This is a genomic window from Prevotella conceptionensis 9403948 (assembly GCF_000312305.1).
GTDB classification, from domain to species: Bacteria; Bacteroidota; Bacteroidia; order Bacteroidales; family Bacteroidaceae; genus Prevotella; species Prevotella conceptionensis.
This window is the reverse complement of record NZ_HE999444.1, coordinates 446,904-461,429: the sequence shown is the minus strand read 5'-3', so window position 1 is coordinate 461,429 and position 14,526 is coordinate 446,904. Positions and strand designations below refer to the sequence as shown.

General features: G+C 46.8%; 12 protein-coding genes and 2 pseudogenes. 6 read left to right on the top strand and 8 right to left on the bottom strand.

Annotated features, from left to right (window positions below):
* The first annotated feature begins 3 nt into the window (after nucleotides 1-3).
* From dnaJ to BN93_RS04090, 6 genes and pseudogenes are all read left to right on the top strand, one after another.
* Nucleotides 4-1,175, top strand: a pseudogene (gene dnaJ / locus BN93_RS04120) (molecular chaperone DnaJ).
* A complete protein-coding gene (locus BN93_RS04115; RefSeq protein ID WP_019187089.1) occupies nucleotides 1,175-2,482 on the top strand; it encodes a bifunctional folylpolyglutamate synthase/dihydrofolate synthase in 1,308 nt (435 codons plus the stop codon). Before dnaJ ends, BN93_RS04115 begins: the two are co-directional and overlap by 1 nt.
* A gap of 212 nt (nucleotides 2,483-2,694) precedes the next feature.
* Nucleotides 2,695-3,787: pseudogene (locus BN93_RS04110) on the top strand (aldose epimerase family protein).
* Nucleotides 3,788-3,993: 206 nt separating this feature from the next.
* A complete protein-coding gene (locus BN93_RS04105) occupies nucleotides 3,994-5,307 on the top strand; it encodes an MFS transporter (RefSeq protein ID WP_019187088.1) in 1,314 nt (437 codons plus the stop codon).
* Nucleotides 5,308-5,379: 72 nt separating this feature from the next.
* Nucleotides 5,380-6,540 (top strand): galactokinase, encoded by a 1,161-nt coding sequence (galK, locus tag BN93_RS04100; protein ID WP_044259826.1) that lies wholly within the window; start codon nucleotides 5,380-5,382, stop codon nucleotides 6,538-6,540.
* Between the two features lie 234 nt (nucleotides 6,541-6,774).
* Nucleotides 6,775-7,527: a TIGR02757 family protein gene (locus BN93_RS04090; protein ID WP_044259824.1), complete on the top strand. Its 753-nt coding sequence runs from the start codon at nucleotides 6,775-6,777 to the stop codon at nucleotides 7,525-7,527.
* Nucleotides 7,528-7,720: 193 nt separating this feature from the next.
* On the opposite strand, the gene BN93_RS04085 is transcribed toward BN93_RS04090, so the two are convergent.
* From BN93_RS04085 to BN93_RS04050, 8 genes are all read right to left on the bottom strand, one after another.
* Nucleotides 7,721-8,314 carry a Maf-like protein gene (locus tag BN93_RS04085; protein ID WP_019187084.1) on the bottom strand — a complete coding sequence of 198 codons (594 nt, stop codon included), beginning with the start codon at nucleotides 8,312-8,314 and terminating at the stop codon, nucleotides 7,721-7,723.
* 22 nt (nucleotides 8,315-8,336) lie between these two features.
* Complete coding sequence (locus BN93_RS04080) at nucleotides 8,337-8,855, bottom strand: KdsC family phosphatase (RefSeq protein WP_019187083.1); 519 nt, start codon at nucleotides 8,853-8,855, stop codon at nucleotides 8,337-8,339.
* 4 nt (nucleotides 8,856-8,859) lie between these two features.
* The gene (locus BN93_RS04075; RefSeq protein WP_019187082.1) at nucleotides 8,860-9,648 is read right to left on the bottom strand and encodes a Rossmann-like and DUF2520 domain-containing protein; all 789 of its coding nucleotides are present in this window, start codon (nucleotides 9,646-9,648) and stop codon (nucleotides 8,860-8,862) included.
* A 5-nt stretch (nucleotides 9,649-9,653) separates the two neighbouring features.
* Nucleotides 9,654-10,181 (bottom strand): nitroreductase family protein, encoded by a 528-nt coding sequence (locus BN93_RS04070; RefSeq protein WP_019187081.1) that lies wholly within the window; start codon nucleotides 10,179-10,181, stop codon nucleotides 9,654-9,656.
* Between the two features lie 13 nt (nucleotides 10,182-10,194).
* Nucleotides 10,195-10,863 (bottom strand): MgtC/SapB family protein, encoded by a 669-nt coding sequence (locus BN93_RS04065; protein WP_019187080.1) that lies wholly within the window; start codon nucleotides 10,861-10,863, stop codon nucleotides 10,195-10,197.
* 13 nt (nucleotides 10,864-10,876) lie between these two features.
* Complete coding sequence (locus tag BN93_RS04060; RefSeq protein WP_019187079.1) at nucleotides 10,877-11,491, bottom strand: UpxY family transcription antiterminator; 615 nt, start codon at nucleotides 11,489-11,491, stop codon at nucleotides 10,877-10,879.
* 1,457 nt (nucleotides 11,492-12,948) lie between these two features.
* Complete coding sequence (locus BN93_RS04055; protein ID WP_232211099.1) at nucleotides 12,949-13,449, bottom strand: hypothetical protein; 501 nt, start codon at nucleotides 13,447-13,449, stop codon at nucleotides 12,949-12,951.
* Complete coding sequence (locus BN93_RS04050; RefSeq protein ID WP_157462653.1) at nucleotides 13,449-14,135, bottom strand: hypothetical protein; 687 nt, start codon at nucleotides 14,133-14,135, stop codon at nucleotides 13,449-13,451. Before BN93_RS04050 ends, BN93_RS04055 begins: the two co-directional genes overlap by 1 nt.
* Nucleotides 14,136-14,526 lie beyond the last annotated feature (391 nt).

The following is a 14,526-nucleotide window of genomic DNA, read 5'->3' as shown; positions in this document are numbered from 1 at the left end:
AAAATGGCTAAAAGAGATTATTATGAAGTGCTGGGCGTTGACAAAAACGCCTCGGAAGACGAGATAAAAAAAGCTTATCGCAAACTCGCCATCAAATATCACCTCGACAAGAACCCCGGCGACAAAGACGCGGAAGCGAAGTTTAAGGAGGCTGCCGAGGCTTACGACGTGCTACACGACCCCGAAAAGCGCAAGCAATACGACCAATTTGGGTTCGATGGGCCTGCTGGCATGGGCGGTAGTGGTGGATTTGGCGGTGGCGCAGCATGGATATGGACGACATCTTCTCCATGTTCGGCGACATCTTTGGCGGACATGGCGGTTTTTCTGGTTTCTCCAGTTTCGGCGGAGGGACTAGATCAAGGCAGCATGTGCAATTCAGGGGCAGCGATTTGCGACTGAAAGTGCGACTAACTCTGCAAGAAATTGCAACGGGCATCACCAAAAAATTTAAGGTTAAGAAAGATGTAACCTGTACACACTGCCACGGAACAGGAGCAGAAGCGGGTAGCGGAACGGAGACTTGCCCCACTTGCCACGGTCAAGGCATCGTTACCAAGACCGTTAGAACCATGTTGGGCATGATGCAAACGCAAACCGAATGCCCAACGTGTCACGGAGAAGGAACGGTTATCAAGAACCCGTGCCAAACTTGTCACGGAACGGGTGTAACCAAGGGCGAAGAAGTGGTGGAAATTAAAATACCTGCCGGCGTAGCCGAAGGAATGGTTGTGAACATACCCGGTAAAGGCAACGCAGGTAAGCGCAACGGCATAACAGGAGACATACAAGTATGTATTGAGGAAGAGCCTAACGACACTTTCGTTCGCGACGGCAACGACCTTATATATAATGAACTGCTAGATTTCCCCACGGCAGCATTGGGCGGGAGCCTCGAAATACCATTGGTAGACGGTGGAAAGGTGCGCATGAAGGTTGCACCAGGCACACAACCCGGCACGGCATTGCGCCTGCGCGGTAAGGGATTGCCCTCTGTTCAAGGTTATGGGCCAGGCATGGGCGACCTCATCGTTAACCTTAGCGTGTATGTGCCCAAAACGCTGTCCGGCGAAGAGAAGGCTTGCTTGGACAAACTAGCCCAAAGCGACAACTTTAAAGGCGACAGAGTTACCAAGCAAACGATATTTCAGAAATTCAAGAATTACTTTAACTGATGAATTATCAGGAGACAATTCAGTACCTTTACAATAGCACCCCTGTTTTCGAACATGTGGGTGCTTCTGCATATAAGGAGGGTTTAGACAATTCGCTAGCGTTAGATTTCCACTTGGGCGCACCTCATCACGCCTTCAAAAGCATCCATGTGGCAGGTACAAACGGCAAAGGCTCTACCGCACACACGCTAGCCGCCATACTACAAGCCTGCGGCTACCGCGTAGGCCTATACACTTCGCCACATTTGGTAGACTTTCGGGAACGCATTCGCATCAACGGCGAGCCGCTTTCAGAATCTTATGTTGTGGATTTCGTTGCCCAACACCGTGCATTTTTCGAACCTCTTCACCCCTCGTTCTTCGAACTGACCACCGCTATGGCTTTCAGTTATTTTGCCGAAAGTCATGTAGATGTGGCCGTTATCGAAGTAGGGTTGGGCGGTAGGCTCGATTGCACCAACATCATTAGCCCCATTCTCTCGGTCATCACCAACATCAGTCTAGATCATACGGGCTTTCTGGGCAACACATTGGCTCAAATTGCCGTCGAAAAAGCAGGTATCATCAAGCCCAATACCCCCGTGGTGGTGGGCGAAACCACTGTGGAGACACACCAAGTGTTTGAAAATACTGCGAAAGAACGGCATGCGCCTGTGGTGTGGGCCGAGCAAAATCCCGAAGTTTTGCAGTGGCAACACCGCAACGAGGGTGGTATCAGTCTGCAAACACGCAGCTTTGGCAACATTGTTTTCGAACTAGGTGGCAACTATCAGCACCACAACGCCAACACCATCTTAACCGCCACGCGGCAATTGCAAGCCTTAGGCTTTAACATAACCGCCAAAGAGGTGGGTCAAGGCATGGCCACGGTATGCCAATCAACAGGTTTACAAGGTCGTTGGCAAATCTTAGGGCATGCACCCTTAGTGGTTTGCGACACAGGTCACAACGTTGCAGGCTGGCAATACCTTAGTCCGCAAATTCGTGCACAAAGCTATCGCACGCTCAGAATGGTGTTCGGCATGGTAGACGACAAGGATTTAGACACAATTCTAACCCTTTTGCCCAAAGAGGCAACCTATTATTTCACGCAAGCAAGCACACATCGCGCCATACCTAGTGAGGTTGTGGCGCAAAAAGCCGAACAAAACGCATTGAACGGCTCTATATATAATAATGTGTATGCAGCTTACAAGGCCGCACTAAACGATGCTGCAAAAGACGATTTTGTATTTGTTGGTGGCAGCAGTTATGTGGTGGCCGATTTGCTTTCAAATCTTAAAATGTGCTCAGAAAACACGGAATAAAGCATGCCAGAGAAGAAAGCAAAATCTACTTCAAACCTTTAAAAACGCGCACAAACCTACCAATATCAAACCATATATTATCAAAAAGAAAGCGGTGGAGCCTTCTGTTGAACATTTTTAACAGGAAACCACCGCTTTTAATATATTAATATTTGTTGCATTCAGTTTTTTTCGTTTACTTTGCAACAAAGTATAACTAAAAACTTTCTTTTATGACGAACACAGATAAGGTACAAAACGTATGCGGGCTGAAACGCGAAGACTTTCAGACTCACATCAACGGAAAAGAAACCGATTTGTATATTCTCCGCAACAAGGATGGAAACGAAGTAGCCATAACCAACTATGGCGGGGCGCTTGTGGCCATTATGGTTCCCGACAAACACGGAAACCTGGCCAATGTGATACAAGGCCACGACAACATACAAGATGTTGTGAACTCGCCCGAACCCTATCTCTCTACCCTTGTGGGCAGATATGGCAACAGAATTGCCAAAGGCAAGTTTCAATTACATGGTAAAGAGTACAGTCTTCCCATCAACAACGGCCCCAACTCGTTGCACGGTGGAAAGAAAGGCTTTAACGCCAAGGTGTGGGATGCACTGCAAATGAACGACACCACCCTTGTATTGAACTACATAAGCGCATACGGCGAAGAGGGTTTCTCGGGTGAACTAAAAACAACGGTTATCTATACCTTCACCGACGACAACGAATTGGTTATCGAATACATGGCCAAAACAAACAAGAAAACAGTAATCAACCTTACAAGTCACGGCTTTTTCTCGTTGGCTGGCATCGCCAACCCCACACCGAGCATTGAGAATTTAGAGTGCGAAATCAATGCAGACTTTTATATTCCTATCGACGAGGTGAGCATTCCCACAGGAGAAATACGTTTCGTAAAAGGTACGCCGTTCGATTTCAGAACGCCAAAGACCATCGGACAAGACATAAACGCCGACCACGAACAAATAAAAAAACGGTGCCGGCTACGACCATTGCTTTGTGCTTAACAAGCGCGAAGAAGGCGAATTAAGCTTTGCCGCACGGATAATGGAGCCTGTAACGGGGCGCACAATGGAGGTATATACCACCGAACCTGGCGTACAACTCTACACCGACAATTGGGCCGACGGCTACAAAGGGCAACATGGAGCCACCTTCCCACGAAGAAGTGGCATCTGCTTTGAGGCACAACACTTCCCCGATTCGCCCAATCACCCCTACTTCCCCTCGGTGGTGCTGAACCCTGGCGAGCAATATAAGCAGAAAACAATTTATAAATTCGGAACGATAGCATAAACATTCATCATCAGTAGGCCCACTCTTGAAATGCGCCTGCAATGCCTTTGGTAAGCCATTGCCCATTTTTCTGCCCCGCCGTTGTGAAATAAGCCGACGAAAAACGTAGAAAGCAACAAGTTTACCACGTATCAACAGAACGCAAACAGGCAGAGCAGGCTTTTCAAGACAAGCCATAACTAAAAGCATTTATTACTTAAACTAAAATGGAAAATAAACAAGCAAAAAGTGGTAGCATAGTAGCCATTGTCACAATGATGTTCCTCTATGCAATGATTTCATTCGTGACAAACCTCGCCGCACCCATCGGCATTATCTGGAAAAATGCTTTCCAAGGCGACAGTGCCAACACGGTAGGCATGCTCGGCAACGCAATGAACTTCTTAGCTTACCTGTTTATGGGCATCCCTGCAGGTAAGTTGCTTTCGAAAATTGGCTACAAGCGCACCGCTCTTGTTGGTATAGCCCTAGGTTTCATTGGCGTACTGGTGCAGTTCCTTTCTGGTGGCGTAGGCGATAAGGTTGCGGGCTTTTCCGTTTACCTGCTAGGCGCATTCATTTCTGGTTTCTGTGTGTGTACGCTTAACACCGTTGTAAACCCCATGCTCAACCTCTTGGGTGGCGGCGGCAACCGTGGCAACCAGCTAAACCTTGTAGGTGGAACGCTTAACTCGCTTGCTGGTACGCTAACGCCTATGCTCGTGGGTGCGCTTATCGGCACAGTAACGGCTAAAACCGCAATGGTAGACATCAACCTTGTGCTTTATATCGCTATGGGTGTATTTGCTGCCGCCTTCGTTGCACTGCTCTTTATCCCCATAGCCGACCCAGAAATGGGTAAGACCACAGCCGAAACGGTGTACGAAAGAAGTCCGTGGGCATTCCGTCACTTCGTTCTTGGCACCATCGCCATATTCATTTACGTGGGCGTTGAGGTTGGAATACCCGGCACGTTGAACTTCTACCTATCCGATACCAGTGCCAATGGCGGTGGCCTAGACCCTGCAACGGCCGTTAAGATTGGCGGCTTCGTGGCTGGCACCTATTGGTTTCTCATGCTTGTAGGCCGTTTCTCGGCAGGATTTATTGCCGATAAGGTTTCTAGTAAGGCCATGATGATTGTCACAGCAAGCCTCGGCATCTTCCTCATACTGTTGGCTATGGTTCTAGGTAAAAGCACAACGATGGCCATGCCTGTGTTCACTGGCTCGTCGTTCCAGTTTGTTACGGTGCCCATAGCAGCACCGCTGTTGGTTCTTTGCGGCTTGTGCACCTCGGTTATGTGGTCCAGCATCTTCAATTTGGCCACCGAAGGTCTCGGCAAATACTCTGCCGCAGCATCTGGAATCTTCATGATGATGGTTGTTGGTGGTGGTGTTCTGCCCCTTATGCAGAACTTTGTCGCCGACCATGCGGGCTATCTCATCTCCTACTCCATACCGCTAATCGGCCTGGCATTCATTCTTTTCTATGCACTTATCGGCAGTAAGAATGTAAATAAGGACATCCGCGTGGACTAACACCCGCTAAACGCGAAACAATTAAGTATTAAACAAATTCCATACATCATTAACCTAAAACACAACAACATGGTGAATATAGAACATGTAAGAAGTCGTTTTATCAAGCACTTCGACGGAAAGACCGGCAACATATACGCATCACCCGGACGCATCAACCTTATTGGCGAACATACCGACTACAATGGTGGGTTCGTTTTCCCAGGAGCAGTAGACAAAGGCATTATGGCCGAGGTACGCCCCAATGGAACCGACACGGTGATGTGCTACTCTATCGACCTGAAAGACCGCGTAGAGTTTAAAGTAGACGACCCCAATGGTCCGCGCGCAAGCTGGGCACGCTACATCTATGGTATTATCCAGGAGATGAAAAAGCTAGGTGTAAACGTCAAAGGCTTTAACACCGCCTTCTCTGGCGACGTGCCACTTGGAGCAGGAATGTCATCATCGGCCGCACTCGAAAGCTGCTTTGCTTTTGCACTAAACGACCTCTTTGGCGACAACAAGGTGTCTAAATGGGACATGGTGCTTGCAGGACAGGCCACCGAACACAACTATTGTGGCGTGATGTGCGGCATTATGGACCAATTTGCAAGCGTATTCGGACAAGAAGGAAAGCTAATGCGACTTGATTGCAGGTCGAGAGAGTTCGAGTATTTCCCCTTCAACCCACAGGGATATAAGCTTGTCTTGCTCGATTCTAAGGTGAAACACGAACTCGCATCCTCGGCTTACAACCACCGAAGAAAGAGTTGTGAGAACGTGGTTGCCGCTCTTAACGCCAAGTTCCCTGAGAAGAAGTTCGATACTTTGCGCGATGCCGACTGGCAAGAACTTGATGCCGTGAAGGCAAACGTTTCGGAAGAAGACTTCAAACGCGCACATTTCGTGCTTGGAGAGAAGGATCGAGTGCTGGCCGTTTGCGATGCTTTGAACGCTGGCGACTACGAAACAGTGGGCAAGAAGATGTACGAAACACACGAAGGACTGAGCAAAGAGTACGAGGTTTCGTGCGAAGAGCTGGACTACCTGAACGAATTGGCCAAGGAAAATGGCGTTACGGGTAGCCGTATCATGGGTGGTGGTTTCGGTGGTTGCACCATCAACCTCGTTAAAGACGAACTTTACGACAAGTTTATAGCAGACGCTAAGCAGAAATATGCAGCCAAATACAAGCACGAACCCGCCGTTTACGATGTGGTAATTAGCGATGGTTCGCGCAAAGTTTGCTAACAACACATAGCCAAATCAGGCTCATAGCCTGCCCATTGGCTGCCAAGTAACAAAATGAAAGAGGATGTGACAACCTGTGCACATCCTCTTTTTACGCTTTTTATCCGTTCGTGCCAAGCCATTGCGCACACGCTTTGTACGCCTTCTCGCGTACCATTGCGCAACATTTTGGCAAAAACCATTAGCTAGATAAGCCCAGAGAAAGTCTGTATGATAATAAAAAAACAGCACAAAATGAACTTAAAGACCAAAGCACAGCTCAAAGAATACGCCGCACGTTACGAGACAACGGCCTTCTTAAAGGAAGACCCTGCACGCTTTATGCACCTTGTACAGGGCGCAAACAACCAAGAAACGATGGCTTTCATTGCGGCAAACCTAAGCTATGGAAGCCGAAAGCAATTCTTTCCAAAGATAAATTTCGTGCTGGAAAAGTCGCAAGGTGAACCTTACAACTGGGTGAAAAGCGGACTGTTTGAACAAGACATACCGCCAACCGACGACTGTTACTATCGCCTTTACACCAAAAGGATGATGAATAGTTTCCTTAAAACGCTGCAAAAGCTATTAACTGAACACCATTCTCTGCACCAATACGTACAGGCAACAGCCGCCAACGATGCCGAAACGGCCGTGGTTGCGCTTTGCAAATACTTTGCAGCGCATGGGCAAGAAGGTATCGTTCCCATCAATGCACGCTCTGCTTGCAAGCGCATTTGCATGTTTCTGCGGTGGATGGTACGCGACAATTCGCCCGTAGACTTAGGCATTTGGAAAGACACCATCGACAAACGCACCCTCATCATGCCGCTAGACACCCACGTTTTGACGCAAGCACAACGCCTAAAACTGCTCAAAAGCAAGTCTACCTCCATGTCTATCGCCAAGAAACTGACTGCCGAAATGGCCAAAGTATTCCCTAACGACCCACTAAAAGCCGACTTCGCTCTGTTTGGATATGGCGTAAACGATGGACAGGAGATTTAAAAACAAACGATGAAAAGACAAGAGTTGTCAGCTTGTTAACACACAAAACCATTAAGTTACAAACTCATAACCCCATCAACTCACAATAACAACAACTTATAACCTGATAAACTCCCGAACTCACAAACTTATAAACCCATGAACTCACCAACTTATAAACTCACACTCTCGCCAACTCATAAACTCCACCAACCTACACTTCAAAGGGATGCAAAAAGTCGAAACAATCTTTTAACTCTTCGTAAATGCGTTGCACAGGCAAGCCCATGACGTTGAAATAACTACCTTCTATACGCTGAACGCCCACATATCCAATCCACTCTTGAATGCCATACGCCCCCGCCTTGTCAAAGGGACGGTAGCTATCTACATAAAAACCAATCTCGTCGGCAGTCAGTTCTTTAAACCAAACCACCGTTGTTACAGCGAAACTACGCTGCCATTGAAGTGTAGACAGCGTAACACCCGTTATCACCTCATGGCTCTTGCCACTCAACAAGCCCAACATGCGCCTTGCATCTTCGGCATCTTGTGGCTTTCCTAGTATTTGTCCGTCGCACACCACAACCGTGTCGGCCGTCAAAACCACCTCGTTCTCGGCCATTGTGTCCAAGTATGCGGACGCCTTAGCCTTCGAAATATGCACAGCCACGTCGTTTACAGGCAACGCTGCGGGGAAACTCTCGTCAATATCACGTATCAATCGCACCTCGAAGTCGATGCCCAAGCCACGTAACAACTCTTTTCTTCTTGGCGAATTACTCGCCAACACCAATCTGTTTTTCATTTTCCTTGTTATTATTCAATGCTTACCAGCCAAAGGCCTTAGCGTCTTTCATCCACAATCCCTTTGCGCGCAAGGTCTGTTCGATAACTTCTCGTCCGCAACCCATACCACCTGCGCACGTGGTTACATAGCGACTAACAGACTTAATGTCGGCACAAGCATCGGCAGGACAACAAGCACAGCCACAACGAGACATCACTTCGTAGTCGGGAATGTCGTCGCCAACAAACATCAGCTCATCGTCCGCATAGCCATAGCGTGCCTTAAAGTCCTCATAAGCTAGCAACTTCACGCCAGCCTTCATGTAAATGTCTTCTACGCCTAAGCCTTCAAACCGCATACGCACGGCCTTGGTGTCGCCACCTGTGATGATGCAGATGCGCAAACCCACCTTTTGGGCAAACTGAATGGCATAACCATCCTTGATATTCACCGTGCGCAGGGGTTCGCCATCGGCAGAAAGCGTGATGGTAGAGGCCGAAAGCACGCCGTCTACATCAAAAATGATGGCGCGAATGCGCTGTAAATCGTAGTTTATCATTGCGTTATGTATTTGCCAATTTATGTATCATTTCACTCATTAGCTCGTAAAGTCGGCGTTCTTCGGCATCGTCGATAAGGCTCATTTGTCGCTCCATCACCGCCTTATCCATTCTAACGGCAGGGCCTGTTTGTGCATCCTTGGGCGACAGACGATGCACTTTGGCTGCCGTTTCGTCAATCAGCGGCAACAACAACCCAAAGTCAAGCCCCCTACGTTTCAGCGTTTCGTTGGCTAACGAGTAACACAAGTTCACGAAATTGCATCCAAACACCGCCGCCAAATGAACGATGCGCCGGTCGGCACTGGTAGTTAAGCGCACCTCGTGACTCAAAGCGCGCGCCATTTTCAGCAAAACATCTTCCGAAAACTCGTTCGCACCCTCTATCAAGCAAGGGATAGAAGAGAAATCCAAAGGTTTTTGTTTTGAAAACGTTTGCAAGGGATAAAACACACCGTAGTTTTTAGCCACCCCTTCAAACACGTTCATGGGCACACTTCCTGCCGTATGGGCATACACGGCGTGTGGGTTTAGCTGGCAAACTTGCGGCAGTACGCTTGCCAAAGCATCGTCTTTCAAGGCCAACAAATACACATCGGCATCGGCCGAAAGGCTTTCCAAGCTGTTAATGGCCGTTGCGCCCAAACGCACAGCCAATATTTCAGCTGCCGTCTGCGTTCTACTGTACACTTGCGCCACGCTAAATCCAGCCCTTTGCAAAGCCAAACCAAGACTTGTGGCAAGGTTTCCAGCCCCAAGCAGTACTATTTTTGTTGCTTTAATATTGCTCATGCTTGTTAGAAACCACCCACATGCACCTGTTCCCAGCGTGCATCTTCGTCGTCTTTCATTGGCAATTCGTTCGCCTTATGGCCCAATGCAAGGACACAAAGCGTGTCTAACGTCTCCGGGATGTTCAAAATGCCGCGCACGATGTCGGTTCCGCGTTCGCCGCTATTCAGTCCGCGATTGCGCACCTGCACCCAACAGCTGCCCAGTCCCAAGTCCTCGGCCTGCAATTGCATGGCCAAAGTAGCTATCGAACAGTCCTCAATCCAGCAGTCGTTCTCGGCAACATTGCCCAGAACCACCACTGCCACGGCCGCATCTTTCAGCAGGGCAGCCCCCGATTCCTTACATTCCGACAGCTTTTCGAGCGTCTCTTTGTCTTCTACCACCACAAAATGCCACGACCTCCTGTTTTTGGCCGAGGGCGAAATAAGGGCGGCATTCAGCACCATGCTCAACTCATCGGCATCTATTTTCTCATGGGTAAACTTGCGGCAACTACGCCTGCGGTGCATCAAGTCGGCAAAACTAGTCATCGTTATCTTCTCCTTATTCTATCTTGTTAATGTCTACTCCCTCATATTCTTCCATAAATTGGAGCAAACAATTCTCGTAAATCTGTTTCTTTAATTTCAGTTCGATGGTGGCCACCAGCAAGTGCTGTCCATTGCCCAAGGCTTTTTCTTGCATTTCGTAGCTAACAATAGTCATATTCTTAGCTCTCATGTCTTTCAGCACGGCCTTGATATTGTCGTGCGAAGGTGTGGAAAGTGTCAACACGATGTGGCGTGTACCAATCTTTCGCAGTATTAAGTGCAACGCTTCTAAACAGATAAGCACCATTACCGTGGCCGAAGTAGCCAAGAGATACATGCCCGATCCACATGTCAAGCCAATGGCCGACGTAACCCAAAGTCCTGCCGCCGTAGTTAGCCCATGTACCACATGTTTCTGAAAAATAATGATGCCAGCACCTATAAAACCAATGCCCGTAACCACCTGCGAGGCAATACGAGAAGGGTCGAGCGAAACGTTTTTTCCATGTTCTAAGATGAAGTCGAAACCAGAATGCGACAATATCATAAAAAGCGCACTGCCCAACGACACCAAGAAATGGGTCCTAAAACCAGCTTCTTTCGCGCGATATTCGCGTTCTAAGCCGATAGCACCGCCCAACATGCCGGCAATAAAAATTCTAAGTGCAAAGTCAATGTCCATAATTGCTTAATCATTATTGTTGTTCGATGGGCGCACAGCACCATCTACTAACTTTTATCATCACGCCCAATTCGGGCACTTCTTTCAACAAAAAGTACTTTTTGCTGCTACGCACCAGCCTTCCCGTAAGGCCTTTCAGCGGTCCGTGTTTTACTATCACGGGCGTACCGCTTTTTAGCTTGGCCTCTGTAGACGATAAGAACTTGCGCATTTCTATTTCAGGGCTGCACATCAGCATAAAGTCTAGCATTTGCTTAGAAGGGATTTCGTAGTACGTGCCAGCCACTCTATCTTTCCTTATCACCGACATCTTAAAGCGTGCGTTAGCAAAGATGCGCCGCAGCTCGCATTCTTCTTTGTCTTTCTTAACGAACACCAAATTAAACACAACAGGCTTAAAAATGGGTTTGCCGTCGTTGTCGTCCGTTCGTTTTCCGCTCCACTCCATCGGCACAAAGCATGTTAAACCAGCAGTGGTGAAGTAGGTCATTGCCTCGTTTAGCCGCAACGAAAACAAACGCACGGCATACCAAGGCTTACCATCTTCTGCCAATTGTTGCGGCGAAGACAGTTCGTCCGTGTCTAACAATTCGTTACTCTCATTTCCTTTCTTGGGGATGCTGTGCATATCAGTGCTTTTAAGTTGCAAATATAAGTAAAAACCTGCTTATTACGCACCATTTCATGAGAAAAAGCACTTTTCTAGCCGTGATAACCGAGACGTTAAGCACTTCTTACACCGAAACGCCATGCCGATAGGCAAGTTGGAGTTGGCAAACAAGTCAACCGGTAAGCTTGTTAACTGGCTTACTCGTAAGCCTGTCTACTCGTAAACCTGCCTACTCGTTAACTTGTCTACTTGTTAACTTGTCTACTTGTTAACTTGTCTACTTGTTAACTTGTCTACTCGTTAACTTGTCTACTCGTTAACTTGTCTACTCGCCAACCAAATTTGTCGTCTTTTCAGCAGAAATTTTAACACTATGAGTGCCCTTTTTATCCACAACCGCCCACCTTGCCGCAAAAAATCGATTCTCGCGAAGGTTTGTTTTGATGCAAAAAGGGGTTAGCATGTGAATGCAGCGAAATGAATATTTATTTAAGAAGGCCGCCATTTGCACCACATTTGGGGCTATTTTCGGCTAAATGTACTGCAATTTGCTGCAAAACGCAGTGCGTTTTGGTGCTAAATGCAGTGCGTTTTGGTGCTAAACGCAAGGTAAAATGGTGCTAAACGCAGTGCAAAATGCTGCAAAATACAAGACGAAAAGCATAAAAATACGCAGCAATGGTATAAATAAAACCTTTTCGAACCATTAAAAATAGGGCTAAAAAGGGCAAAATGGCCATCTAAAAGTGGAGTTTTAGGGGCTAAAAGTGAGTTATTGGGGTTGAAAAAACGCGTGTCGGCAAGCAAAATAGAAAGGTGAAATGGTGCAAAATGCAGGTAATCTTCTCAAAAATAGACTAATCGTGGAGTCTGAAAACTTGTAATTTGAGGCAAATTGCTTGATTAAACACCTTTATTTTCGCTAGAAGAGGGTGGCGAATAAGACCTCTTTTGTAAAGTATTCTTACACCCATGAACGGTTGGACTTTATGAGCTTGCAAGGTTGCAAGCTTATGAGTTGGTGAGTTTGCGAGTTTATTAGTTCGTAAGGTTGAAAGCTTATGAGTTGGTGAGTTTGCGAACTGTTAAGTTCGTGAGTTTATAAGCTACTAAGACTATGCTTTGTTGAGTTTATAGGTTTATAAGGCTACGGCAGTTCGGAATAAGTTCATTGTCGGTTTGGGTTAAGAGAAAGCGTTGGGTTGTTGGCGTTGCAAGGGCAATTGAAACATTGATGTTGCCCAAGACGGCAATCGGCTTGTCCCGATTTGTTATAACGGTAGACTACTTGGTGCTTGCTCCATGTCGTTCACCGCGCACGATGCTTGCGGGCCGTTTTCTGGCACGCCCTCAAATAGAAAAGGCTTGGTTTGAGAAAGTTGGGACTTTGTACAAAAGAGAGCGGGTGTGCCCCATTTCGGTACACCCGCCCACTTTATTCATCTCTTCCCAGGGAGCGAGAGATGCGCATGAAACTATGTGCCAAAGCTGAGGCCTATGGCCACGAACACCCTGGTGTAGCTCTTAAACATAGAACCTTTGGAGTGATAACGCCTAATGCCGAAACCGAAGTCGGGCTTTATTTTCGCTTTGCCCAAGTGCATATAGACGCCTGCATCGTAGTAATTGTACTTCCAGTCTTGCTTGCGGAGCAGGTTGTCTCCCAATCCGATGCGCACATCGAAATTGCCGAGGTCGTTTTTCAGAAACGTATAGCCCACGTTCGCGCCATACATCACGTTGGTGTAATAGTCTTTGAGCCCGTTGATCTTGAACAAGGCAACCGTACTCTCACCTCTGACATTGACGAAAAACCTATCGGTGATGTTGTAGCCCACGCTGCCTACAAATTCATAAGGCCGAAATTCGTGGTAGAACGCATTCCCTTGGAAATGGATCTCCGCCCGGACATCTTCCTTTTGCGAGAAAGCAAGAGCGGGAATCGCTAAAAGAAAGGACAACAGTAAACTTTTCATTATTTTGCTTTTGGAAGTTCTTCTAACTCGCTGCTGTTCCATAGCTTTGCACTTGCATCAGCTACTGAAATACCACCCTTTATCATCTTTTTGGTTTGGAAACCGACGGGTGAGGCATCAACGAGCCTGTTTACTTGGTCAATGTATGTAGTATTTTCATCAGAGACATTCTGTAATCCTTCTAGAACAATTCCACAAATGTCCAGAGCCTCTTGTTTTTGTGGGTCATTTATAAACTGTTTAAAAGCATTCATGTTATCTTGTATGGAGGCATCCGCATTGAAAGTAGAGATGATCTGTTTTAGAATCTCTCTATCTACTGATTTATTTTCAATGGCAGGATAAGCCTTTGACTCTTCTTCGACGATTTCTGCTAATTGGTCAATAGGCATACCTAGTAAAGAGTCCTGATGTTCCCTTACTATTTTTTGAGAAAGTTCATTGTGTGCATAACCAATTGATCCTTTATCAAGAGCTACTTCTGCACAGTCTTTAAAGTCTGAGTTTGTGCTAATTTCTTTCTCCGCTTTGGTGACTGTCCAAGCAAGAGTAGAAGCGGAAATCGCAACCGCCCCTCCCCCTGTAACGAATCCTGCAGCATCTGCAGCACCAAAGATCAACCATCTTAGCCACTTTTTGAGACCTCGGGTATTACTTTTTGCATACTCAGCATTAACTGCATACAAATCGCTCTTGAGTTCTGTTAGGGCTTGTACCTCTTTTGTTGATAACTTGTTCGTTTCCTCAACATCACTGGACGAACACCCAATTACAGATAGGCATAGGGTTAAACACAACCCGTAAATAGTGATTTTTTTTCATAACAGATTGAATTTTAGTTAAAAGACAATTAAATAACTCGTGTCAGTTTCTTACAAAAGAACGATACAAATATACGATTTATAATGATTAGTTATCATTTTTGTGGTAAGCAATTATATTTTGTTAACCCAGTAAAAAATGTCGCTATATTAATTTTAACAGGCTTAAACACTTTGAGATTGATTGTCGAAGGAAAAAGGAAGATTGCAAGCCGTTTTTTGACCTATCCATATCGCCCCCATAGACGAGGGATAC